Genomic DNA, 23,097 nt, shown 5'->3' with positions numbered 1-23,097 from the left:
AAAAAACAATGACAACGACCTCCGCTACAGAACCTCTCTACACCGGCGAAGAACGCAGCAAGCGGATCTTTGCCATTGTCGGCGCTTCGTCCGGCAACCTCGTCGAATGGTTCGACTTCTACGTCTACGCCTTCTGTGCGATCTACTTCGCCCCGGCTTTTTTTCCGTCCGATAACCCCACCGTGCAACTGGTCAACACCGCTGGCGTGTTCGCCGCCGGGTTCCTGATGCGGCCGATTGGCGGCTGGATCTTCGGCCGTGTCGCGGACAAGCACGGGCGCAAGAACTCGATGCTCATCTCGATTCTGATGATGTGCTTCGGTTCGCTGCTCATCGCCTGTCTGCCAACCTACAAGGATATTGGCGTCTGGGCGCCGATCCTGTTGCTGTTCGCCCGTTTGCTGCAAGGCCTGTCGGTGGGCGGCGAGTACGGCACCACCGCCACCTACATGAGTGAAGTGGCGCTCAAGGGCCAGCGCGGTTTCTTCGCATCGTTCCAGTACGTCACGTTGATTGGCGGCCAGTTGCTCGCGGTGTCGCTGGTGGTGATCCTGCAACAATTCCTCACTGAAGAGGACCTGCGCGCCTACGGCTGGCGGATTCCGTTCGTGGTCGGTGCGGTGGCGGCGTTGATTTCGCTGTTCCTGCGTCGCTCGCTGAAAGAAACCACCAGCAAGGAAATGCGCGAGAACAAAGACGCCGGCAGCATCAGGGCGCTGTTTCGCGACCATAAAGCCGCGTTCATCACCGTGCTCGGTTACACCGCCGGTGGCTCGCTGATTTTCTACACCTTTACCACGTACATGCAGAAGTACCTGGTGAACACCGCCGGGATGCACGCCAAGACCGCCAGCTACATCATGACCGGGGCGCTGTTCCTGTACATGTGCATGCAGCCGATCTTCGGCATGCTCGCCGACAAGATTGGCCGACGTAACTCGATGCTCTGGTTCGGCGCTTTGGGTACTTTGTGCACGGTGCCAATCCTGCTGAGCCTGAAAACCGTCGGCAGCCCATTCCTGGCCTTTGTGTTGATTACCCTGGCCTTGGCGATCGTCAGTTTCTATACCTCGATCAGCGGCCTGGTGAAAGCCGAGATGTTCCCGCCGGAAGTGCGCGCATTGGGCGTGGGCCTGGCGTATGCGGTGGCGAACGCGATCTTCGGCGGTTCGGCGGAATTTGTGGCACTGAGCCTGAAGAACGTGGGCATGGAAAACTCCTTCTACTGGTACGTGACGGCGATGATGGCGATCGCCTTCCTGTTCAGCCTGCGTCTGCCGAAACAAGCGAAGTATCTGCACCACGATCTTTGATCTTCACGCGCGGGCTGCGAAAGCCCGCGCCTTCAGGAACTGTTTATGAACCAGCGACCGGGCAATCAATTGTTCGATGCCTATTTCACTGCCCGCGATATGCGTGAGGTGTTCTGCGATCAGGGCCGGGTCCAGGCCATGCTCGATTTCGAAGCGGCACTGGCCCGGGCCGAGGCGCGGGTGGGCTTGATTCCAGTGAGTGCCGTCGCGCCGATCGAGGCCGCGTGCAGCGCCGGGCTTTACGACTTAGCCGACCTCGGCGAGGCGATTGCCACGGCCGGCAATTCGGCGATTCCACTGGTAAAGGCTCTGGGTAAACAGATTGCCGCACACAATGCCGAGGCTGAGCGCTACGTGCATCTCGGTGCGACCAGCCAGGATGTAATGGACAGTGGCCTGGTGCTGCAACTTCGTCGTGCATTGGAACTGATTGAAAACGATCTGGCGCAGTTGGGGCAGATCCTGGCGACCCAGGCTCAGCGTTACGCGGCCACGCCGTTGGCGGGACGCACCTGGCTGCAGCACGCAACTCCGGTCACCCTCGGCATGAAAATCGCCGGTTGGTTGGGCGCCGTGACTCGTAGCCGCCAGCGTTTGCTGGAACTCAAACCGCGTCTTCTGGTGCTGCAGTTCGGCGGCGCTTCCGGAACCCTCGCGGCACTCGGCGAGCAGGCGATGCCAGTCGCCCAGGCGCTGTCTGAAGAACTGCAACTGACCTTGCCCGATCAGCCGTGGCACACCCAGCGCGATCGCGTGGTGGAGTTTGGCGCCGTGCTCGGCCTGATCGCCGGCAGCCTCGGCAAAATGGGCCGCGACATCAGCCTGTTGATGCAGACCGAAGCGGGTGAAGTGTTCGAACCTTCGGCGCCGGGCAAGGGCGGTTCCTCGACCATGCCGCACAAACGCAACCCGGTCGGCGCGGCCGTGCTGATTGGCGCGGCGACCCGCGTGCCAGGCCTGCTCTCGACGCTGTTCAGCGCCATGCCGCAAGAGCACGAGCGCAGCCTGGGCCTGTGGCATGCCGAATGGGAAACCCTGCCGGAGATCTGCTGCCTGGTGTCCGGCAGCCTGCAACAGGCGTTGTTGATCGCGCAGGGGCTGGAAGTGGACGCTGCGCGCATGACCCGCAACCTCGATTTGACCCAGGGCCTGGTGCTTGCCGAAGCGGTGAGCATCGTCCTTGCGCAACGTGTGGGGCGCGATACCGCGCATCATCTGCTGGAACAATGCTGCAAACGCGCCGTGGCCGAACAGCGTCATCTGCGTGCGGTGCTTGGCGACGAGCCACAAGTGACGGCCGAGCTCACGGCTGCCGAACTCGATCATCTGCTGGACCCCGCCCATTATCTCGGTCAGGCCAAAACCTGGGTCGAGCGAGCGGTGACTGAACATTCTGCATTGACTGCCTGAAGGAGACTGCTGTGGCTTTCGTTCAACTCGCCGATGGCGAACTACATTACCAACTCGATGGACCGGTCGATGCACCGGTGCTGGTGCTGTCCAACTCGCTGGGGACCGACCTGCACATGTGGGACGCGCAAATCCCGGCGTTCACCGAGCATTTTCGCGTGCTGCGTTTCGACACCCGTGGCCACGGCAAGTCGCTGGTGACACCGGGCCCTTACAGCATCGAGCAACTGGGCCACGACGTGCTGGCGCTGCTGGACGCGCTGCACATTGAGCGTGCGCATTTCTGCGGTCTGTCCATGGGCGGGTTGATCGGCCAGTGGTTGGGTGTCAATGCCGGCGATCGCCTGAACAAACTGATTGTGTGCAACACCGCCGCGAAAATCGGCGATCCGTCGATTTGGAACCCGCGCATCGAAATGGTGCTGCGCGATGGTCAGGCGGCGATGGTTGCCCTGCGCGATGCATCGATTGCACGCTGGTTCACACCGGACTTCTCCGAAGCCAACCCGGGCGCGGCCAAGCAAATTACCGACATGCTCGCGGCCACTTCGCCAGAAGGTTATGCGGCCAACTGTGCGGCAGTGCGCGATGCCGATTTCCGCGACCAGTTGTCGTCGATCAAGGCGCCGTTGCTGGTGATTGCCGGTACCGAAGACGCTGTGACTCCGCCGTCCGGCGGGCATTTCATTCAGGAACATGTGCCGGGCGCCAAATACGCCGAGTTTTATGCTGCGCACCTGTCCAACGTCCAGGCCGGCAACGCGTTCAGCGAGCGGGTACTGGCGTTTCTGTCGGCTGATTGAGGGTTTTCCTGTGGATGAGAAACAACGTTACGACGAGGGGATGAAAGTCCGCCGCGCGGTCCTCGGCGACACTCACGTCGACCGCAGCCTGACCACCCTGACCGAGTTCAACTCGGAGTTTCAGGAAATGATCACCCGCCACGCCTGGGGCGACATCTGGACCCGCCCGGGCCTGCCGCGCCACACCCGCAGCCTGATCACTATCGCCATGCTGATCGGCATGAACCGCGAAGGTGAGCTCAAACTGCACCTGCGCGCCGCCGCCAACAACGGCGTGAGCCGTGGCGAGATCAAGGAAGTGATCATGCAGAGCGCGATTTACTGCGGCATCCCGGCGGCCAACGCGACGTTCCATCTGGCCGAGTCGGTGTGGGATGAGTTGGGGGTTGAATCGCGGGAATAGAGTCGCGGATAAAAAGATCGCAGCCTGCGGCAGCTCCTACAGGGGAAAGTGAACACCTGTAGGAGCTGCCGAAGGCTGCGATTTTTTGATTTTACAGCAGGCTGATCGGATAGCTGATGATCAGGCGGTTCTCATCGAACTCGTTGTTGCTGTAATCGCGGCGCATGGTCGAGTTGCGCCATTTCAGGTTCAGGTCTTTCAGCGCACCGCTTTGCACGGTGTAGCCCAGTTCACTTTCGCGACCCCATTCCTTGCCATCGGTAATTGTGCCGGTGTGCACGTTATCGCCGCTGATGTAGCGGTTCATCAGGGTCAGGCCCGGTACGCCGAGGGCGACGAAGTTGTAGTCGTGGCGCACCTGCCAGGATTTTTCCCGGGCGTTGTCGTAGCTGGAATTGTAACTATCGTTGGCCAGGGTTCCGCCGCTGGTGCCGTTGACCCGCATCCATGGGCTGTCGCCGGTGAGCTTTTGCAGGCCGACGTAAAAGGTGTTGCCGCCATACTTGGCCGAGAGCAGGCCGTACATGGTTTTGTTGTCGAGCTCGCCGGCCCGGGCGCTGCCGTCGTCCTTGCCGTAGAAGAAGCCGAGGTTGGCGCCCAGGGTCCAGTCGCCCACCGGTTGGCTGTGGGTCAGGTTGATGAACTGCTGGCTGTAGATGTCCTTGAGTTCCGCGTTCCACACTCCGATCTGGGTGCGCTTCTCATTGAACAGGTATTCGCCGCCCTGAAAATTGAAACGGTCGGAGGTGAATGCCGCTTTGCCGGTCATCGACATGTCGTCCATGCTGCTGTCGTCGCGCGGGCTGTTCTGGCGGAACTGGCCGCCGTAGAGCGTCAAACCGTTAATTTCCTTCGAAGTGATCTGGCCACCTCGGAAGGTTTGCGGCAGCGAGCGGCCGTCGTCGGAACGCAGGATCGGCAGCACCGGCATCCACTCGCCGACCTTCACTTCGGTCTGCGACAGTTTGGCCTTGAACGCCACGTTGGTGCGACCGAAGTTGTCGGCCGGACGACCATCACTGTCCAGCGGCAGCAGTGCCGTACCGCCAGTGCCTTTGCCGCCATCGAGCTTCACCGAGTACAGCCCCAGTACGTCCATACCGAACCCGACGGTGCCTTGGGTAAACCCGGACTTGGCATCGAGAATGAAACTTTGCGTCCACTCTTCGGCCTTGCCTTGGGTTTTGGTCGGGTTGGTGAAGTTGCGGTTGATGTAGAAGTTGCGCAGGTTCAGGTTGACCTTGGCCCCTTCGACAAAACCCGACTCCTCGGCGTAAGCGGGCAGGGCGGCACTGGCCAGGGCGGCGGCGATCAGGCTGGGAACGAAAAACTGCGCGGTGGAAGGCGTCATGGGCTCGGGTCTCTCTAATTCTTGGGGATGAAACGGGGTGATGCCGCAACTCGGGGTTGCAGACCAATATTCGAAATCAGGGCGAACGAACCGGGATCAGCCGGAGAGGGCAGGGCGCGGGGGCATGGTGTCGAACCTGTTGTTATTGGTTTTGTGGATCGGATGGTGCGGGGAATGTACTGAATGGTTCAATTGTTAAAAGCGGATTTTGGGCGATTATCGAACGCAAGATTGGGTCTGGTTTCTTTGCTGTTCTTCAGCGCCTCATCGCTGGCAAGCCAGCTCCCACAGGTTCACAGTGGACCATAAAATTTACGTACGACACGGACACTGTGGGAGCTGGCTTGCCAGCGATGAGGCCCGCACGGCTAACACACCTTTCCCCGCAACCAACAAAAAGCCCACCAATCGGTGGGCTTTTTGTTTTCACTGCGCTATCAGAACAACTTCAACTTCGGTGCTTCTTCCTTCAACGGCTCGACCTTCGCCGTCTGTTCGTTCCAGCCACCACCCAGTGCCTTGTACAGGTTGACCTGGCTTACCAGTTGCGCCAGACGGTCGGTGATCAATACCTGTTGCGCACTGAACAGCTGACGCTGGGCGTCGAGGAAGGTCAGGTTGCTGTCGACACCGATGCGGTAGCGACGCTCGGCCAGGCGGTAGTAGTCCTGGTTGGCACTGACGAAATCTTTCTGTGCCTGCAACTGCTGAACGTAGGTCTGGCGGGCTGCCAGGCCATCGGCGACTTCCTGGAAGGCCGTTTGAATGGACTTCTCGTAGTTCGCCACGCCGATGTCTTTCTGGATTTTCGAGTAATCCAGGCTGGCACGCAGGCTGCCGGCGTTGAAGATCGGCAGGTTGATCTGCGGCTGGAACAGCCAGGTACCCGAACCGCCCTTGAACAGACCGGACAAATCCGGGCTCAAGGTCCCGGCATTGGCGGTCAGGCTGATGCTCGGGAAGAACGCTGCGCGCGCCGCGCCGATGTTGGCGTTGGCCGCCTTCAGGTTGTATTCGGCTTGCAGGATGTCCGGACGACGTTGCAGCAGGTCGGACGGCAGACCCGGCGGAACGTCGCTCAGCAGATCGTCCGCCAGCGGTTTGGCCGCTTGCAGGTTGGCCGGAATACCGGTGCCGAGCAGCAGCACCAGGCTGTTCTCGTCCTGGGCAACCTGACGGGTGTACTTGGCCAGTTGTGCCCGGGCGTTTTCCACCGAGGTCCGCGACTGCGCCAGGTCCAGGGCCGAGGCGACCCCCACTTCGTTGCTGCGCGCGGTGAGCTTGTAGCTCTCTTCGAACGCGGCGAGGGTGTCCTGGGTCAGCTTGAGCAGTTCCTTGTCAGCCTGCCAGGTCAGGTAGGCGTTGGCCACGCTGGCCACCAGACTGATCTGAGTGCTGCGACGGCCTTCTTCAGTGGCGAAGTATTGCTGTAGCGCTTCTTCGTTCAGGCTGCGAATCCGACCGAAGAGGTCGAGTTCGTACGCGCTGACGCCGACGGTGGCCGAGTAGGAACTGGTGATGCTCGATTCGCCGGTCTGCGACGCATCGGCCGGAACGCGCTGGCGCGAACCGGTGCCATTGGCCGAAACGGCCGGGAACAGATCGGCGCGGGAAATACGGTATTGAGCCGCAAACGCATCGATGTTCAGGGCCGCGACGCGCAGGTCACGGTTGTTTTCCAGGGAGACCTGAATCAACTGCTGCAACGCCGGGTCATGGAAAAACTGCTTCCAGCCCTGCTCGGCAGCGGCTTGTGCCGGTGCCTGGGCCGGCGAATACGCCGGCCCTTGAGGGTATTGGCCCGCCACCGGAGCATCCGGCTGCTGATAATCAGGTATCAGCGAGCAGCCACTGAGCACTAAGGCGGCGACTGCCAGGGAGAGTAGCGACTTGCTCATTAGCCAGCCTCTTTAGGAGTTTCAGTAGCGTCATCCTGGTCGACGTTTTTACGCTGACCCATGGCCGACACAGTGACGAAGAACAGTGGGACCCAGAAGATCGCCAGTACGGTTGCGGTGATCATACCGCCAATCACCCCGGTACCGATGGCATGCTGGCTACCCGAGCCTGCGCCCGTGGATATCGCCAGGGGTACCACACCGAGCACGAAGGCGAGCGAGGTCATGATGATTGGTCGCAGACGCATGCGGCAGGCTTCGATAGCCGCTTCGCGCAGGCTGCGTCCCTGTTCGTGCAGTTCCTTGGCGAATTCGACGATCAGGATGGCGTTTTTCGCCGCCAGACCGATGGTCGTCAACAAGCCCACCTGGAAGTACACGTCGTTGGACAAGCCGCGCAGGCTGGTGGCCATCAGCGCACCAATGATCCCCAGCGGCACCACCAACATCACCGCAATCGGAATCGACCAGCTTTCATACAGCGCCGCCAGACACAGGAACACCATCAGCAGCGACAGGGCATACAGCGCTGGCGCTTGCGAGCCGGACAAACGTTCCTCGTACGACAGACCGGTCCAGGAAATACCGACACCGGCCGGCAGTTTCTTGGCAATGGCTTCGACTTCGGCCATGGCTTCACCGGTGGAATAACCCGGAGCCGGGGCGCCGAGGATTTCCATCGCTTCCACGCCGTTGTAACGGGCCAGTTTCGGCGAACCGTAAATCCATTCACCCTTGGCGAACGCCGAGAACGGAACCATGGTGCCGGCGCTGTTGCGCACGTACCACTTCTTCAGGTCTTCGGGACTCATGCGCGCGCCTGGCTGGCCTTGCACGTAAACCTTCTTCACCCGACCACGGTCGATGAAGTCGTTGACGTAGCTACTGCCCAAGGCGATCGACAGGGTGTTGTTGATGTCGGCGATGGTAATGCCCAGGGCACTGGCCTTCTCGTCATCGATTTCCAGCTGGTATTGCGGCTCGTCGTTCAGGCCGTTCGGACGCACCTGAGTCAGAATCTTGCTTTGCGCCGCCATGCCGAGGAACTGGTTGCGCGCCTCCATCAACTTGTCGTGACCGATACCGGCGCGGTCCTGCAGGAACACGTCGAAACCGGTGGCATTACCCAGCTCCAGGACCGCAGGCGGGGCGAAGGCGAACACCATGGCGTCGCGGAAGGTGAAGAAGTGCTGTTGGGCACGGGCCGCCACCTTGAACACGCTGTTGTCGGCGTTACGATCGTCCCACGGGCGGAGCATGATGAACGCCATACCCGAGCTCTGGCCACGGCCGGCGAAGTTGAAGCCGGTCACGGTAAACACCGAGTTCACCGCATCGCCTTCACCGCCGTCCTTGCCCGGACGCAACAGGAACTCACGCATTTCGTCCACGACCACTTGGGTGCGCTGGGCCGTCGAACCGGCCGGCGTTTGCACCTGGGCGAACAGTACGCCCTGGTCTTCTTCCGGCAGGAACGCGGTTGGAATGCGGGTGAACAGCCAAATCATGCCGACGACGATGATCAGGTACGCCAACAGGTACGGCGCCTTGTGCGTGAGCATGCTGCCCACACCACGCTCGTAGCTTTTGACGCCGCGGTCGAAGTTGCGGTTGAACCAGCCGAAGAAGCCACGTTTCGGCGTGTGATGCTCGCCTTTGCGAATCGGCTTGAGCATGGTGGCGCACAGCGCCGGGGTGAAGATCAACGCAACCAGTACCGACAGGGCCATGGCCGAGACGATGGTGATCGAGAACTGCTTGTAGATCACGCCAGTGGAGCCGCTGAAGAACGCCATCGGCAGCAATACTGCCGACAGTACCAGGGCGATACCCACGAGGGCACCCTGGATCTGGCCCATGGATTTCTTGGTGGCTTCCTTGGGCGACAGGCCTTCTTCGCTCATCACCCGCTCGACGTTTTCCACCACGACGATGGCGTCGTCCACCAGCAAACCGATGGCCAGTACCATACCGAACATGGTCAAGGTGTTGATGCTGAAGCCGGCGGCCGCGAGGATGCCGAACGTACCCAGCAATACCACCGGCACGGTCATCGTAGTGATGATGGTGGCGCGGAAGTTCTGCAGGAACAGGAACATCACCAGGAACACCAGCGCTACCGCTTCAACCAGGGTGTGAACCACGCCCTTGATCGATTCGGTCACCACCGGCGTGGTGTCGTACGGGAACACCACTTCCATCCCTTGCGGGAAGAACGGCTTGAGGTTATCGATGGTGGTACGCAGTGCCTTGGCGGTATCCAGCGCGTTGGCGCCGGTGGCCAGTTTCACTGCCAGACCGGAGGCCGGAGCACCGTTGAACTGGGCGTTGATGCTGTAGTTCTCACCCCCCAGGCCAACTTCGGCAACGTCTTTCAAGCGAACTTGAGAACCGTCCTTGTTGACCTTAAGCAGGATCTTGTCGAATTGCTCGGCGGTCTGCAGACGGGTCTTGCCGATGATCGTTGCGTTCAGCTGGGTGCCGGGCAGGGCAGGCAAGCCGCCGAGTTGGCCGGACGACACCTGCACGTTCTGTGCGGCGATGGCGGTCTTGACGTCGATCGGGGTCAGGTTGAAGTTGTTCAACTTGGCCGGGTCGAGCCAGATACGCATGGCGTACTGCGAACCGAACACCTGGAAGTCACCGACACCGGCGGTCCGCGAGATCGGGTCCTGCATGTTGGACACGATGTAGTTGGACAGGTCGTCCTTGGTCATGCTGCCGTCACGCGACACCACGCCGATCACCAGCAGGAAGTTCTTCACTGCCTTGGTCACGCGGATACCCTGTTGCTGCACTTCTTGCGGCAGCAGCGGGGTGGCCAGGTTCAGTTTGTTTTGGACCTGAACCTGCGCGGTATCGGAGTTGGTGCCTTGCTCGAAGGTCGCGGTGATGGTCATGGTGCCATCGGAGTTACTTTCCGAAGACACATACCGCAGGTTGTCGATACCGTTGAGCTGTTGTTCGATCACCTGAACCACGGTGTCCTGCACGGTTTGCGCAGAAGCACCCGGGTAGGTCACGGAAATGGCGATCGCAGGCGGCGCGATGCTCGGGTATTGGTTGATCGGCAACTTGAGGATCGAGAGTGCCCCGACCAGCATGATCACCAGGGCAATTACCCAGGCGAAAATCGGACGGTCGATAAAAAATTTCGACATGGTTTACTCCCCTTTGCCGCCAGACGCTTTATCAGCTGCCTGTGCGGGGGCCGGGTTTTTTGCGGTTACGTTGGTCGCATCGCTGGCTTTGACTTCGATGCCCGGTTTGACGTATTGCAGGCCTTCGGTGATCAGGCGATCGCCGGCTTTCAGGCCGTCTTCGATCAGCCATTGGTTGCCGACAGTGCGGCTGGCCTTGAGCTGACGCAATTCAACCTTGTTGTCCGGGCCGACGACCAGTGCGGTCGGCGTGCCTTTGAGGTCGCGGGTCACGCCTTGCTGTGGGGCCAGAATCGCCGCGCTGTTCACACCGGCCTGCAACTGGGCGTGCACGAACATGCCCGGCAGCAGCGTGTGGTCAGGGTTCGGGAACACGGCGCGCAGGGTCACGGAACCGGTGGTCTGGTCAACCGAGACTTCGGAGAATTCCAGCTTGCCGTCGAGTTTGTACTGGCTGCCGTCTTCGAGGGTCAGCTTGACCTTGGCGGAATTGTCGCCGGCCTTCTGCAAGCGACCGCTTTCCAGTTCGCGGCGCAGCTCGAGCAGCTCGACCGAGGACTGGGTCACGTCGACGTAGATCGGGTCGAGTTGCTGAATGACCGCCATCGCTTCGACCTGGGCATTGCTGACCAGCGCGCCTTCGGTCACCGAAGAACGACCGATGCGACCGGTCAACGGGGCATAGACCTTGGTGTAGCGCACGTTGATCTGGGCCGATTGCAGCGCGGCTTCCGATTGCAGGCGGTTGGCGACGGCGGTGTCATATTCCTGACGGCTTACGGCTTGCTCGTCGACCAGTTGCTTGTAGCGGTCGGAGATCGATTTGGTCGAACGCAGGTTGGCTTCGGCGCTTTTCAGGGTCGCTTCATAGACCGACGGGTCAATCTGATAGAGCTGCTGGCCGGCTTTGACGTCGCTGCCTTCCTTGAACAGACGCTTGAGAATGATGCCGTTGACCTGCGGACGCACTTCAGCAATGCGGAATGCACTGGTGCGGCCGGGCAGTTCGGAGGTCAGCGTAAACGTTTGCGGTTGCAGGGTGACAACGCCGACCTGAGGCGGTGGTGCGGCCGGTGCCGCTTCTTCCTTTTTGCATCCGCTGAGCAGCGATGCCAGGGCGACGGCGGCGACCAGAGCGGTAACAGCTGGCTTGAATTGCATGAAAATCCTCGGGTCAGGCGCGAAATAAACGCACAAGAAAAGATGGAAGGTAAAAATTGGGTACCGGGTGGATAAGTAGCATGCTAAGGAATATACTTACGTTCACGGTTGTTTGTAAATACCTTGGCTGTGTATCCATGCCGTTACGGACGCCGCTGAAAGGTTGGAATTGTAGGCCCGGGGACGATACCCAAGAGCGCTCGCCCCACTTTTATTCAGCTGATATTCAGACATCGCTGAAGCATCCTGATTGAGGTTGTACTGCCATGGTCCGTCGTACCAAAGAGGAAGCTCAAGAAACCCGCAGCCAGATACTCGAGGCGGCTGAAAAAGCCTTTTACGAGCGGGGCGTGGCCCGTACGACCCTGGCGGATATCGCGACCCTGGCCGGCGTCACACGCGGGGCCATCTATTGGCATTTCAGCAACAAGGCCGATCTGGTGCAGGCCATGCTCGACACCTTGCACGAGCCGCTGGAAGAAATGGCCAAGGCCAGCGAGAGCGAAGACGAACTCGATCCCCTGGGCTGCATGCGCAATTTGTTGATTCATTTGTTTCATCAAATTGCACTGGACCCGAAAACCCGGCGCATCAACGAAATTCTGTTTCATAAGTGCGAATTCACCGATGAAATGTGCGACCTGCGCCAACAGCGCGTGGCAGCCAGCCTCGACTGCAATGTGCGGATCGGCCTGGCCTTGAGTAACGCCGTGAATCGCGGACAGTTGCCGGAAAACCTCGACACCGCCCGAGCCGCCATCAGCCTGCACGCTTACATCGATGGCATCCTGTATCAATGGCTGTTGGCCCCGGACAGTTTCCAGCTGCACATCGAGGCCGAGCGCTGGGTCGATACCGGGCTGGATCTGTTGCGCTTCAGCCCCAGCCTGCGCAAATAAAGCAAAATGCGGAATCGACGACTTGTGTGTCAACCGTCGAAGCCACAGATGAACAGTTCTTCACGCGCCCGGTGATAATGGGCTGCTTTTATATACTTACACTCGGCAGGTTGACAGGTAGCAAGCTCGGTATTTTGTAGGGATTTTGTGTCGGGTTTGTGAGCGTGCAATCCCTGTAGGAGCTGCCGAAGGCTGCGATCTTTTGATCTTGGCGTCATCAAACACACGTTAAATCAAAGGATCGCAGCCTTCGGCAGCTCCTACAGGGATATCGAAGTGCATGTAATAAAAAGCCCCGGCTCTTTCGAGTCGGGGCTTTTTGCGTTTCAGCGCAGGATGCTTACAGCGTCGGGTAGTCGATGTAACCGACCGGGCCCTTGGCGTAGAACAGTTCCGGACGCGCTTCGTTCAGCGGCGCATCGGCCTTCAAACGTGCCGGCAGGTCCGGGTTGGCAATGAATGGCACACCGAAGGCCACCGCATCAGCTTTGCCGCTGGCCAGCCACGCGTTGGCGCTGTCCTTGGTGAAGCGTTCGTTGATGATGTACGGGCCGCCGAAGGCTTCCTTGATTTGTGGGCCGAGGCTGTCGGCGCCTTCTTTCTCACGGGAGCAGATGAACGCGATACCGCGCTTGCCCAGCTCACGAGCGACGTAGGTGAAGGTTTCGGCCAGATTGTCGTCGCCCATGTCATGGGAGTCGGCGCGCGGTGCCAGGTGCACGCCGACGCGGCCGGCGCCCCAGACTTCGATCGCAGCGTCGGTCACTTCCAGCAGCAGGCGGGCACGGTTTTCCAGGGAGCCGCCGTAATGGTCGGTGCGCTGGTTGGTGCTGCTTTGCAGGAACTGGTCGAGCAGGTAGCCGTTGGCGCCGTGGATTTCCACGCCGTCGAAACCGGCGGCCTTGGCGTTCTCGGCACCGGTGCGGTAAGCGTCGACGATGTCGGCGATTTCAGCGGTTTCCAGGGCGCGAGGCGTCGGGTAGTCGGACAGCGGGCGAACCAGGCTGACGTGACCTTTTGGCTGGACGGCGCTCGGTGCGACCGGTGCCTCACCATTCAAGTACAAAGAGTGCGAAACCCGGCCTACGTGCCACAGTTGCAGGAAGATCTTGCCGCCCGCGCCGTGGATCGCCTTGGTCACGTTGGCCCAGCCACGCACCTGATCGTTGGACCAGATACCCGGGGTGTCCGGGTAGCCGACGCCCAATGGCGTGACCGAGGTCGCTTCGCTGAGGATCAGCCCGGCGCTGGCGCGTTGCACGTAATACTCGGCCATCAGCGCGTTCGGCACTCGGCCTTCGTCGGCGCGGCAGCGGGTCAGCGGGGCCATGATGATGCGGTTGGCCAACTCAAGGTCGCCCAGTTTGATTGGATCGAAAATTGTCGTCATTTATTGCAACCCTCGTGAGGTAATGGTTGATCAGTTGGTAGCAGGAGCCAGTTCGGGATTGCCGTTCTGGCGGAAAGTAATCAGGGTCACCAGCAGGGCGAGTACCGCCAGCACCGCTGCCGCGAGCGGCACGCTGGTCAGGCCGAAACCGTGGGCGATGACGCTGCCGCCGACCCAGGCGCCCAAGGCGTTACCGACGTTGAAGGCGCCGATGTTCAGGGTCGAAACCAGGTTTGGCGCGGCCTTGCCGTAGGTCACCACGTTGACCTGCAAGGCCGGTACGGCGGCGAAACACGCAGTGGCCCACAGGAACAAGGTGATTTCGGTGGGGATCAGCGCGACGCTGGTCCAGGTCAGCACCGTGGAGACCACGGCCATGGCGATGAAGACGCCGATCAGCGTGGCGGCCAGGCCTTTGTCGGCCAACTTGCCGCCGATGATGTTGCCGACCGTCAGGCCCAGTCCGATGAGCATCAGAGTCCAGGTCACGCCACGGGGCGAAACACCGGTGACTTCGCCCAGCAGTGGTGCAACGTAGGTGAACAGGGTGAACACCGACGCGGCGAACAGTGCAGTCATGCTCAGCGACAACCAGATACCAGCGCCTTTGAGGGCGCGCAGTTCGGCGCGCATGTCGAGTTTTTCTTCATCGCGCTTGGCCGGCAGGAAACGGATCAGGCCGATCAGCGCAATCACACCAATGACGGTCACTGCCCAGAAGGTCGAACGCCAGCCGGCTTCCTGACCGAGGGCGGTGCCCAGCGGCACGCCGAGCACGTTGGCCAAAGTCAGGCCGGTGAACATCAGGGCCACGGCCGAGGCGCGCTTGTTCGCTGGCACCAGGCCGGCGGCTACGACTGAACCGATACCGAAGAAGGCACCGTGACACAGGGCTGTGACCACGCGGGCAAACATCAGCACGTTGTAGTCACTGGCCACGGCGCACAGCAGGTTGCCGATGATGAAAATGCCCATCAACGCCACCAATGCAGCCTTGCGCGGCAGCCTGGCGGTGGCCAGCGCCATGAACGGCGCACCGATGGCCACGCCCAGGGCGTAACCGGTCACCAGCCAGCCGGCGCCGGGGATCGACACGCCGAGGTCGGCCGCCACATCGGGCAGCAAGCCCATGATGACGAATTCGGTAGTGCCGATGGCAAAGGCGCTCAGGGCCAATATGAGTAGCGAAAGGGGCATGGGTAATTCCTTTTGGCTGGCTGACGTAAAGGGTCAGAGCTCTTTGCTGAAGACTTTGAGGAATTCCTGAATGGTTTCCTCATTGCGTTTGAAAAAGTGCCACTGGCCGACTTTGCGGCTGCTGATCAGGCCGGCGCGCTGCAGGGTCGCCAGGTGCGCGGACACCGTGGACTGCGATAACCCGCAGCGTTGATCGATCTGCCCGGCGCAAACGCCGTGCTCGTTGCTGTGGGACTGGTCGGGAAATTCGACGGTCGGGTCTTTGAGCCAGTGCAGGATGTCTCGCCGTACTGGGTGCGCCAGGGCTTTTATTATTTCGTCGAGGTCAAGGTTCATGGCAGTGTGCTCGTGATCAGTAAAACGCTATATCGCGATGAGGCGAACTTTATATCGCTATTTCGCGATACACCAATATGATTTTGGTCTGATGACCGAATAAATCGGTATATCGGGTTATAACGATACGATGGATGTAGATACCAGGACGCAGTGCTAAGCTGCGCCCATGAACTATCTCGCACATCTTCACCTCGGTGGCCAGCGTCCCGGTCAATTGCTCGGCAGTCTGTATGGCGATTTCGTCAAAGGCAGGCTGCAAGGGCAGTTCGAACCGGAGATCGAAGCGGCCATCCAGCTGCATCGCAGCATCGACGTGTTTACCGATCGGCATCCTTTGGTGGACGTCGCGTTGTCGCGGTTTTCCCTGACGCGCCGGCGTTATGCCGGAATCGTTCTCGATGTGTTTTTCGACCATTGCCTGGCGCGGGACTGGACGCTGTACGCCGACCGACCGCTGCAGTTGTTCACCTCAGACGTGTACCGCGTACTGTCCAGCGAACGACAACTGCCGGAGCGGCTGGCGAAGATTGCGCCGTACATGGTGGCCAACGACTGGCTGGGTTCGTATCAGGAGTTCGAAGTGCTGGAGCAGGTGCTGCGGGGGATTTCGCGGCGCTTGACCCGCCCGGAAGAGCTGGCACCGGCGATGCAGGAATTGCGGCGGTTATATGAACCGTTGAGCGAGGATTTTCGGTTGTTCTACCCGCAATTGCAGGACTTTGCCCAGAACCGCTGACACCACACCCCGTAGGAGCTGCCGCAGGCTGCGATCTTTTGATCTTGATCTTGAAAAGCCAAATCAAAAGATCGCAGCCTGCGGCAGCTCCTACAGGGTGCGTGTCAGGCGGCGATGAGTTCGCCGGCACGGCATGGCTCGGCTGGTTTTGCCACGTCACCAAACAACGCCTTCTGCACAGCCTGCTGGGCTTCAAACGCCAGTGCCGCACGCTCCCGGCCTTCGCAAGCAATCGGCTTGAGCAAATGAATCTCCACGCCGCCACGGTCATTGGCAAACAGACGCATCAGGTGCGAGAGCAAATCATCGTCGCCAATGAACGGCGCCAGCGTGCAGAACTCACCGTTGCGCACATAACGAATCGCCACCGGTTGCAACGCCACCTCCGAATCAATGGCGGCGGACAGCAGGCGACCGTGGAAGGTACGCAGCGAACGGCCGTCAGTGGTGGTGCCTTCTGGGAACATCAGCAGTGGATGTTCTTGTTGCAGATGGCGGGTCATCTGTTTGCGGATCAACTGGCTGTCACCTGAACCGCGGCGGATAAACAAACTGCCGGCCTTCGCCGCCAACCAACCGGCTACCGGCCAGGTGCGCACTTCAGCCTTGGACAGAAACGACAGCGGGGTGAGCATCCCCAGCAGCGGAATGTCGGTCCAGGACACGTGGTTACTGACCCACAGCATCGGCGCTTTCGGTAATTGACCGTGGACGGTCACGTCGAAGGGCAGGGCGTTGCTCAGGCGTGCCATGAAAAACCGCGACCAGCGCTGGCGCCGTTCCATCGAATGGGCCATGCCCAAGCGCTCGAACAACCCAAACACACTGGCCATGCTCAGCCCCAGCGCCACCACCAGCAACACTCGCGCGATTCGCGCGTACACGCGCAGCCGGCTCATCACACAGCCGCCTTGAAGTGTTTGGCGTAGCGCGGGCAGAGTTCGTCGCGTTTGAGCAGGATGAACACGTCGGCGACCTGGAAGTCTTCATCCCAGCACGGCTCGCCGCAGATCTTCGCGCCCAGGCGCATGTAAGCCTTGAGCAGCGGCGGCATTTCGGCGATCACGTTTGAAGGGATATCCAGGGTAGGCAGCGGTTTTTTCGGCTCGGCCCGCAGGTGTTCGGTGCACAGGTAACGCTCACGCAGGCGCTGCATGATCGCGTGGGCCTGGATGCCGCCGTCCTGCATCGGAATGCTCGCGCAACCCATCAAATAGCTGTAGCCGCCCTGGTTCAGCACTTCGGCCAGTTCGCCCCAGAGCACGGCGATGGTGCCGCCGTTGCGGTAGGCCGGGTCGACGCAGGTGCGGCCGATTTCCAGGATCGGGCCTTGCAGATGAACCAGGCCATGCAGGCTGAATTCTTCTTCGCTGTAGAACTTGCCGAGGCTGCTGGCGGCGGTGTGGTCGAGCAAACGGGTGGTCGCCACCAGGCGTCCGGTGTTCAAGTCACGCACGCCGATGTGGGCGCAGTGAACATCATAGTCATCCATGTCCAGACCCAGTTCCGCGCCTTTCAGCTTGGCGTTGAACTCGCCGCTGAACACGTTGAAACGCAAGGCCTGGGCTTCCTGCAAAGCCTCGGCGCCCACCAGGCGTTCGGCTTGCAGGCGGCGTTCGTTGCCGGTGTCGCTGATGCGGGCGATCTGAGTCATGGCGAATCTCCGTGCGGGCTGCTCACCCGTCTTTGGGTTACAGCGGATCGACTTTCTTTATCCAGCCTTGTTGTGCAAAGTCAGGCTATGTAGCCCCGGTGTCATCGCCGTTAAGCTTTGGTGATGCTTATATGACAGCCCACAAGGAGCCTCTTATGCCCTGGCAAACCCTGTTGAAACGCCGTGATCGCTTGCCCGTCAACCCGGATCTGGGCGAAGGCTTCGCGACGTTGTTGCAGCACTTGGGCTGCGTCACCCCGTTCGAGTTGGCGGTGGCGGGCGGGCGTTTGATGGCAACGCCGGGGCTGGCGTTTCTGGTGGGCTATCAGGCGGCGCTGCGCATGCTCTGGCCGAGCGCGCCGTTGAGCCTCGGCGCCCTGTGCGCAACCGAGCAACGCAGCCTGCGCCCGGCCGACATGCAAACCCGGCTGAACGGTTTGCGCTTGAGTGGGCGCAAGGATTTCGTCACCGCCGGTGATGCCGCCGACTGGCTGCTGGTGGCGGCGCGCAGTGAAGACCCCGGCGATGATCCGCGATTGAGTCTGGCGGTGATTTACCCTGATGAACCCGGTGTGCGAGTGGAACAGGTGCCGGCGATTCCGTTGATGCCAGACATCAGCCACGGCCGATTGTTTCTGGATAACGCGTTGTGCGAGTTGCTCGCGGGGGATGGCTGGGATGCCTACGTCAAACCGTTCCGCACCCTGGAAGACATCTATGTGCTGAGTGCCATGAGCGCTTGGCTGTATGGCGTCGGCGATGACTGCGCCTGGCCGCAATCTCTACAATTGCGCTTGCTGGCGCTGTTGGCCGGGTGTGCGGAAGTCAGCCGACAGGCGCCGAGTCATCCGGCCGGGCATGTATTGCTCGGTGGATTGTTTGCGCAGTTCGAATCGCTGAAAACTGAAATCAATGAAGCGCTGGCCGAGGGACCGTCGGAGTGGGCGGCAATGTGGCAGCGGGATCAGGTGGTGATGGATTTGGCGGCGGGGGCGCGAGCTAAACGTCTTACCAAAGCAATGGCGGACATCTAACGATCCCTGTAGGAGCTGCCGAAGGCTGCGATCTTTTGATTTTGCTTTTAGCCAGATCAAAAAGAACAAGATCAAAAGATCGCAGCCTTCGGCAGCTCCTACAAGGATCGCGTGAGTGTCATTTGATTGGACTAGGCTCACCAGATTATTCCCCATGAGCCCCCACCATGCCCAAAGGCTTGTCCCTGATCCTCCTGCTACTGCTCAGCCTCACGGCCCACGCTGAAAACTGGCCCGCCGAGCAATGGCCGACCGCCCCGGCCATCAACGGCCCGGCGCTTCAGGCTCTGGAGAATTACGCCTTCCCACCCCGCGATGAATCCACCCGCCAAGGCATCCGCACCGACGCCTTGCTGGTTATCCGCGACGGTCAGTTGATCTACGAACACTACGCCGGCTCGACCACCGCCGAAACCCCGCACCTGACCTGGTCGATCAGCAAAAGCCTGATGGTCACGGTGCTCGGCGTGGCTTACGGCGAAGGCCTGTTCAAACTTCAGGACCCGGTACAGACGTTTTATCCACCGCTGAAGAATTACCCGGACACCCGCATGGCCGACCTGCTGCACTGGGCTTCGGGCATCGACTGGCAGGAAGACTACGAATACGCACCGCTGAAGTCCTCTGTGGTGGCCATGCTCTATACCCGAGGCCATGGGGACATGGCCGCGTTCACCGCCGGTCACGACCGATACGCGGCGCCGGGTCAGGCGTTTCGTTATTCCAGCGGTGACAGCAACCTGTTGTCCGCCGCACTGAAAACCATCGTTGGTCCGAAGCGTTATGCGGACTATCCATGGACCGCACTGTTCGAACCGCTGGGCATTCGTCACGCAGTGTGGGAAACCGATGCCACGGGCACTTTCGTCGCGTCCTCTTATGCCTACCTCACCGCGCGGGATCTGGCGCGGATCGGTTTGCTGATGGCCCGCGACGGACGTTGGGGCGATCAACAACTGCTGCCCAAGGATTGGGTCGCGTTCAATCGTGAACCGTTCGAACACTATCGAGCCAACCAGGATGAAGCCGTGCCCGGCGGCCACTGGTGGCTCAACCGTGCCGTAGACAGCGCCGCTCGTCCCTGGCCCGATGCCCCCGCCGATACCTTCGCGGCGCTGGGCCATTGGGGCCAGGCCATGTACGTGATCCCCAGCCAAAACCTGGTGATCGTGCGTTACGGCGATGACCGCGACGGCAGCTATCGGCACAACGAGTTGCTTAAACTCGTGTTGAAGGCCTTTGCCGGGAAGGTGCAACCATGAGCGGATTTGTTCGTCGTCGACCGTTCAGTTCATTGTTGCTGATCCTGCTGCTAGCGTTGCTCGGCTGGGTCTGGCACGAGCGGGTGGCGCTGTGGGCGTTCCCCGACATCATCAGCGCCTACACCGCCAAGGAATACTGCTCGTGCCGCTACGTGATGAACAACGACGCTGAGTATTGCCGTGGTTATGTGAAACAGTGGCTGCCCACCAGCGGCTTTACCGATGACCCCGCCAGCAAGCGCATCACCGTCAGCGGCATGGGGCGCAGCAACAGCGCCGCGTGGCTCGGCGAACGCCAGGGCTGCCGCCTTAACCCCTGAACACATGGCCATGTAGCAGCAGGCTTCGCCAGCTGCTACCTGGATCTGTGTGGTTCCACAGAGTGGAACCACTTTCGATTGTCCTCGCGCGCGACTCGCGGTTATCTGGCGGTGAGCGCGACCTGCCTTTTTTGTGTCGTGAAATCACAGCGAACAACAAGAACGGGAAATCACCCGGCCTGAGGACAATCGTCATGACCCGACATCAGCACATCCTTGCCTGGCTCAGCGACGTGGCCAGCGACCTGCACGCCACCCGCCAGGACATCCATGCCCACCCCGAACTCGGCTTCGAAGAAAATCGTACCTCGGCGCTGGTGGCCAAATCCCTGGCGGATTGGGGCTACGAAGTGCACACCGGGGTCGGCAAGACCGGCGTAGTCGGCGTCCTGCGCAACGGCCGCAGCCAACGCAAACTCGGGATACGGGCTGACATGGATGCACTGCCGATCATCGAGAACACTGGCGCCATCTACAGCAGCCAGCACAAGGGTTGCATGCACGCATGCGGGCATGACGGCCACACCACGATGTTATTGGGCGCGGCGCGCTACCTGGCGGCGACCCGCCAGTTCGACGGCACCCTGACCCTGATTTTCCAGCCTGCCGAAGAAGGCCAGGGCGGCGCTGAAGCGATGCTCGCCGATGGCCTGCTCGAACGTTTCCCCTGCGATGCGCTGTTCGGCATGCACAACATGCCGGGCCTGCCTGCCGGACATTTGGGGTTTCGTGAAGGGCCGATGATGGCCTCGCAGGATTTGCTCACCGTCACTATTGAAGGTGTTGGCGGCCATGGTTCGATGCCGCATCTGGCGGTCGATCCGCTGGTGGCGGCGGCTAGCGTGGTGATGGCGTTGCAAACGGTGGTCGCGCGCAACATCGATGCACAACAAGCGGCGGTGGTCACGGTCGGTGCGTTGCAGGCCGGGGAGGCCGCCAACGTCATTCCGCAGCAGGCGATCCTGCGCTTGAGTTTGCGTGCGCTGAACGCTCAGGTGCGCGAGCAGACCCTTGAACGTGTGCGCGCAATCATCGAATCCCAGGCGCAAAGCTTCGGTTGCACCTCACGCATCGAGCATCGCCCGGCCTATCCGGTACTGGTCAACCACGCCGCCGAAACCGAGTTCGCCCGCCAGGTTGGTGTCGAGTTGGTGGGCGCCGATGCGGTGGACGGCAACACACCCAAACTCATGGGCAGCGAAGACTTTGCCTGGATGCTGCAACGCTGCCCTGGCGCCTACCTGTTCATCGGCAACGGCGTATCGCGGCCGATGGTGCATAACCCCGCGTACGACTTTAACGATGACATCCTGCTGACCGGCGCGGCGTTCTGGGGCGCGCTGACCGAGAGCTGGCTCAAGCCTGCCTGATTTCCAAACTTTCTACTGCCGCTGGACTGGGCACGCGCTGGCGTGCCCGCCGTTACCCATCAGGTTTTTGGAGAGTTCCCCATGCAGACTTCGAGCACAGGCGTTTCGCGCACCCGGCAGGTGGTCGCCGCCGTTATCGGCAACGCGCTGGAATGGTATGACTTCATCGTTTACGGCTTTCTGGCGAGCATCATCGCCCGGCAATTCTTCCCGTCTGAAGACGAGTACGCGTCGTTGCTGATGGCGCTGGCGACCTTCGGTGTCGGCTTTTTCATGCGCCCGGTGGGCGGCATTCTGTTGGGCATGTATTCGGACCGCAAAGGGCGCAAGGCGGCGATGCAGATGATCATCCGCCTGATGACCGTATCCATCGCGTTGATCGCCTTCGCGCCGAATTACGCCGCGATCGGCATGGGCGCGCCGCTGCTGATCGTGGTTGCGCGGATGCTCCAGGGGTTCGCCACGGGCGGTGAATACGCCAGTGCCACGGCGTTCCTGGTGGAGAGTGCGCCCGCGCATCGCAAGGGTTTGTACGGCTCGTGGCAATTGGTCGGGCAGTGCCTGGCGGTGTTTTCCGGCGCGGGCATGGTGGCGTTGTTCACCCACCTGTTGACCCCCGAGGCGCTGGACAGCTGGGGCTGGCGCATTCCGTTCATGATCGGCTTGCTGATCGGCCCGGTGGGCTTGTGGATTCGCAAGCACATGGAAGAGCCGGAGGAGTTTCTTGAAGCGCGCAAACAGGCCAAAGGCGCCAGCCCCAGCCTGATGCAAGTGATCCGCGAACATCGCCGCGCCATTCTGGTGTCGATGGGCCTGGCGTGTGGTGCGACCGTGTCGTTCTACGTGGTGCTAGTGAACATGCCGACGTTCGCCCACAAGAATCTCGGCCTGCCGCTGGACCAGGTGTTGCTGGTGCAAATGCTGGCCGTGGCGCTGATGACTGTGATCATTCCACTGTCCGGAGCACTGTCGGATCGCCTGGGCCGACGCCCGGTATTGATGGCCTTCACCCTGGCGTTCTTTGTGATGGTGTATCCGCTTTACGTATGGGTCGCGGCAGCACCGTCCATCGAGCGTTTGCTGGTGATGCAACTGTTGCTGTGCAGCGCGATCGGCGGCTTTTTCGGCCCGGCGCCGACCGCGCTGGCCGAGCAGTTTCCGATTGAAGTGCGCTCCACCGGGGTCTCCGTTGCGTACAACGTGGCGGTCATGGTTTTCGGTGGTTTCGCACCGCTGATCGTCACCTGGCTGAGCAAGGTGTTGGCAACACCGGTGGCGCCATCGTTCTACGTATTGTTCGCTTGCCTGCTGACGCTATTGGGCACTTACTGCATGCAGGAAGCACCACGGGCAAAGCGATCTGTCGAACTCAACCTTGGGGTGAAACCTTGAGCAT

Annotated in this window: 20 protein-coding genes; 11 read left to right on the top strand and 9 right to left on the bottom strand. The window is 60.8% G+C overall.

Annotation, left to right across the window (positions count from 1 at the left end):
- Nucleotides 1–8 precede the first annotated feature (8 nt).
- From KVG88_RS07580 to pcaC, 4 genes are read left to right on the top strand one after another with little or no spacing between them, the layout of a single operon-like run.
- The gene (locus tag KVG88_RS07580; RefSeq protein WP_150704542.1) at nucleotides 9–1,313 is read left to right on the top strand and encodes an MFS family transporter; all 1,305 of its coding nucleotides are present in this window, start codon (nucleotides 9–11) and stop codon (nucleotides 1,311–1,313) included.
- 45 nt (nucleotides 1,314–1,358) lie between these two features.
- Nucleotides 1,359–2,723 carry a 3-carboxy-cis,cis-muconate cycloisomerase gene (locus KVG88_RS07575; protein ID WP_217870999.1) on the top strand — a complete coding sequence of 455 codons (1,365 nt, stop codon included), beginning with the start codon at nucleotides 1,359–1,361 and terminating at the stop codon, nucleotides 2,721–2,723.
- Between the two features lie 11 nt (nucleotides 2,724–2,734).
- Nucleotides 2,735–3,526, top strand: a complete 792-nt coding sequence (pcaD, locus tag KVG88_RS07570; protein ID WP_150704544.1) for a 3-oxoadipate enol-lactonase — start codon at nucleotides 2,735–2,737, stop codon at nucleotides 3,524–3,526.
- A 10-nt stretch (nucleotides 3,527–3,536) separates the two neighbouring features.
- Complete coding sequence (gene pcaC / locus KVG88_RS07565) at nucleotides 3,537–3,929, top strand: 4-carboxymuconolactone decarboxylase (RefSeq protein ID WP_150704545.1); 393 nt, start codon at nucleotides 3,537–3,539, stop codon at nucleotides 3,927–3,929.
- 91 nt (nucleotides 3,930–4,020) lie between these two features.
- Here the strand turns inward: pcaC and KVG88_RS07560 are convergent, their stop codons facing one another.
- From KVG88_RS07560 to emhA, 4 genes are all read right to left on the bottom strand, one after another.
- Entirely contained in the window at nucleotides 4,021–5,280 is a 1,260-nt protein-coding gene (locus tag KVG88_RS07560) for an OprD family porin (protein WP_150704546.1), read from the bottom strand.
- Nucleotides 5,281–5,717: 437 nt separating this feature from the next.
- Entirely contained in the window at nucleotides 5,718–7,178 is a 1,461-nt protein-coding gene (gene emhC, locus KVG88_RS07555; protein WP_217870998.1) for an efflux RND transporter outer membrane subunit EmhC, read from the bottom strand.
- Nucleotides 7,178–10,339 carry an efflux RND transporter permease subunit EmhB gene (emhB, locus tag KVG88_RS07550; RefSeq protein ID WP_150705138.1) on the bottom strand — a complete coding sequence of 1,054 codons (3,162 nt, stop codon included), beginning with the start codon at nucleotides 10,337–10,339 and terminating at the stop codon, nucleotides 7,178–7,180. Before emhB ends, emhC begins: the two co-directional genes overlap by 1 nt.
- A gap of 3 nt (nucleotides 10,340–10,342) precedes the next feature.
- Nucleotides 10,343–11,500, bottom strand: coding sequence for an efflux RND transporter periplasmic adaptor subunit EmhA (gene emhA, locus KVG88_RS07545; protein ID WP_150705139.1), 1,158 nt, complete (start codon nucleotides 11,498–11,500; stop codon nucleotides 10,343–10,345).
- Between the two features lie 266 nt (nucleotides 11,501–11,766).
- Between emhA and emhR the strand changes: the two genes are divergently transcribed.
- On the top strand, nucleotides 11,767–12,399 hold the full coding sequence (gene emhR / locus KVG88_RS07540; protein ID WP_150705140.1) for an efflux system transcriptional repressor EmhR: 633 nt from the start codon (nucleotides 11,767–11,769) through the stop codon (nucleotides 12,397–12,399).
- Between the two features lie 340 nt (nucleotides 12,400–12,739).
- Here emhR and KVG88_RS07535 read toward each other — a convergent pair whose 3' ends face one another.
- From KVG88_RS07535 to KVG88_RS07525, 3 genes are read right to left on the bottom strand one after another with little or no spacing between them, the layout of a single operon-like run.
- On the bottom strand, nucleotides 12,740–13,789 hold the full coding sequence (locus KVG88_RS07535) for an alkene reductase (RefSeq protein ID WP_217870997.1): 1,050 nt from the start codon (nucleotides 13,787–13,789) through the stop codon (nucleotides 12,740–12,742).
- A gap of 30 nt (nucleotides 13,790–13,819) precedes the next feature.
- Nucleotides 13,820–14,986, bottom strand: a complete 1,167-nt coding sequence (locus KVG88_RS07530; RefSeq protein ID WP_150705142.1) for an MFS transporter — start codon at nucleotides 14,984–14,986, stop codon at nucleotides 13,820–13,822.
- 33 nt (nucleotides 14,987–15,019) lie between these two features.
- A complete protein-coding gene (locus KVG88_RS07525; RefSeq protein ID WP_008056907.1) occupies nucleotides 15,020–15,322 on the bottom strand; it encodes an ArsR/SmtB family transcription factor in 303 nt (100 codons plus the stop codon).
- A 169-nt stretch (nucleotides 15,323–15,491) separates the two neighbouring features.
- Here KVG88_RS07525 and KVG88_RS07520 point away from each other — a divergent pair, with 169 nt between their 5' ends.
- The gene (locus tag KVG88_RS07520; RefSeq protein WP_217870996.1) at nucleotides 15,492–16,061 is read left to right on the top strand and encodes an acyl carrier protein phosphodiesterase; all 570 of its coding nucleotides are present in this window, start codon (nucleotides 15,492–15,494) and stop codon (nucleotides 16,059–16,061) included.
- 104 nt (nucleotides 16,062–16,165) lie between these two features.
- On the opposite strand, the gene KVG88_RS07515 is transcribed toward KVG88_RS07520, so the two are convergent.
- Nucleotides 16,166–16,960, bottom strand: a complete 795-nt coding sequence (locus tag KVG88_RS07515) for a lysophospholipid acyltransferase family protein (RefSeq protein WP_217870995.1) — start codon at nucleotides 16,958–16,960, stop codon at nucleotides 16,166–16,168.
- Nucleotides 16,960–17,715 carry an L-ornithine N(alpha)-acyltransferase gene (gene olsB, locus KVG88_RS07510; protein WP_034146715.1) on the bottom strand — a complete coding sequence of 252 codons (756 nt, stop codon included), beginning with the start codon at nucleotides 17,713–17,715 and terminating at the stop codon, nucleotides 16,960–16,962. Before olsB ends, KVG88_RS07515 begins: the two co-directional genes overlap by 1 nt.
- 155 nt (nucleotides 17,716–17,870) lie before the next feature.
- Between olsB and KVG88_RS07505 the strand changes: the two genes are divergently transcribed.
- The 5 genes from KVG88_RS07505 (at nucleotide 17,871) to KVG88_RS07485 (ending at nucleotide 23,093) form a co-directional block, all read left to right on the top strand.
- Nucleotides 17,871–18,749 (top strand): acyl-CoA dehydrogenase middle domain-containing protein, encoded by an 879-nt coding sequence (locus tag KVG88_RS07505; protein ID WP_217870994.1) that lies wholly within the window; start codon nucleotides 17,871–17,873, stop codon nucleotides 18,747–18,749.
- 167 nt (nucleotides 18,750–18,916) lie between these two features.
- On the top strand, nucleotides 18,917–20,011 hold the full coding sequence (locus tag KVG88_RS07500; RefSeq protein WP_217870993.1) for a serine hydrolase domain-containing protein: 1,095 nt from the start codon (nucleotides 18,917–18,919) through the stop codon (nucleotides 20,009–20,011).
- On the top strand, nucleotides 20,008–20,331 hold the full coding sequence (locus KVG88_RS07495; RefSeq protein WP_150705147.1) for an amidase: 324 nt from the start codon (nucleotides 20,008–20,010) through the stop codon (nucleotides 20,329–20,331). The genes KVG88_RS07500 and KVG88_RS07495 overlap by 4 nt, the downstream gene beginning before the upstream one ends.
- 194 nt (nucleotides 20,332–20,525) lie before the next feature.
- Nucleotides 20,526–21,701: a M20 aminoacylase family protein gene (locus KVG88_RS07490; RefSeq protein ID WP_217870992.1), complete on the top strand. Its 1,176-nt coding sequence runs from the start codon at nucleotides 20,526–20,528 to the stop codon at nucleotides 21,699–21,701.
- 81 nt (nucleotides 21,702–21,782) lie between these two features.
- Nucleotides 21,783–23,093 carry a citrate-proton symporter gene (locus KVG88_RS07485; RefSeq protein WP_217870991.1) on the top strand — a complete coding sequence of 437 codons (1,311 nt, stop codon included), beginning with the start codon at nucleotides 21,783–21,785 and terminating at the stop codon, nucleotides 23,091–23,093.
- Nucleotides 23,094–23,097: the final 4 nt, after the last annotated feature.

The sequence above is a fragment of the Pseudomonas azerbaijanoccidentalis genome (genome assembly GCF_019145495.1).
GTDB classification, from domain to species: domain Bacteria; phylum Pseudomonadota; class Gammaproteobacteria; order Pseudomonadales; family Pseudomonadaceae; genus Aquipseudomonas; species Aquipseudomonas azerbaijanoccidentalis.
This window is presented reverse-complemented; position numbering and strand designations above follow the sequence as displayed.

Coding starts and splice junctions, on each gene's coding strand:
- KVG88_RS07505 (WP_217870994.1), top strand. CDS start 17,871: ATGCCCTGGCAAACCCTGTTGAAACGCCGTGATCGCTTGCCCGTCAAC.
- emhR (WP_150705140.1), top strand. CDS start 11,767: ATGGTCCGTCGTACCAAAGAGGAAGCTCAAGAAACCCGCAGCCAGATA.
- KVG88_RS07515 (WP_217870995.1), bottom strand. CDS start 16,960: ATGAGCCGGCTGCGCGTGTACGCGCGAATCGCGCGAGTGTTGCTGGTG.
- emhC (WP_217870998.1), bottom strand. CDS start 7,178: ATGAGCAAGTCGCTACTCTCCCTGGCAGTCGCCGCCTTAGTGCTCAGT.
- KVG88_RS07575 (WP_217870999.1), top strand. CDS start 1,359: ATGAACCAGCGACCGGGCAATCAATTGTTCGATGCCTATTTCACTGCC.
- emhB (WP_150705138.1), bottom strand. CDS start 10,339: ATGTCGAAATTTTTTATCGACCGTCCGATTTTCGCCTGGGTAATTGCC.
- KVG88_RS07530 (WP_150705142.1), bottom strand. CDS start 14,986: ATGCCCCTTTCGCTACTCATATTGGCCCTGAGCGCCTTTGCCATCGGC.
- KVG88_RS07485 (WP_217870991.1), top strand. CDS start 21,783: ATGCAGACTTCGAGCACAGGCGTTTCGCGCACCCGGCAGGTGGTCGCC.
- emhA (WP_150705139.1), bottom strand. CDS start 11,500: ATGCAATTCAAGCCAGCTGTTACCGCTCTGGTCGCCGCCGTCGCCCTG.
- KVG88_RS07580 (WP_150704542.1), top strand. CDS start 9: ATGACAACGACCTCCGCTACAGAACCTCTCTACACCGGCGAAGAACGC.
- KVG88_RS07525 (WP_008056907.1), bottom strand. CDS start 15,322: ATGAACCTTGACCTCGACGAAATAATAAAAGCCCTGGCGCACCCAGTA.
- KVG88_RS07500 (WP_217870993.1), top strand. CDS start 18,917: ATGCCCAAAGGCTTGTCCCTGATCCTCCTGCTACTGCTCAGCCTCACG.
- KVG88_RS07520 (WP_217870996.1), top strand. CDS start 15,492: ATGAACTATCTCGCACATCTTCACCTCGGTGGCCAGCGTCCCGGTCAA.
- olsB (WP_034146715.1), bottom strand. CDS start 17,715: ATGACTCAGATCGCCCGCATCAGCGACACCGGCAACGAACGCCGCCTG.
- KVG88_RS07490 (WP_217870992.1), top strand. CDS start 20,526: ATGACCCGACATCAGCACATCCTTGCCTGGCTCAGCGACGTGGCCAGC.
- KVG88_RS07560 (WP_150704546.1), bottom strand. CDS start 5,280: ATGACGCCTTCCACCGCGCAGTTTTTCGTTCCCAGCCTGATCGCCGCC.
- KVG88_RS07495 (WP_150705147.1), top strand. CDS start 20,008: ATGAGCGGATTTGTTCGTCGTCGACCGTTCAGTTCATTGTTGCTGATC.
- KVG88_RS07535 (WP_217870997.1), bottom strand. CDS start 13,789: ATGACGACAATTTTCGATCCAATCAAACTGGGCGACCTTGAGTTGGCC.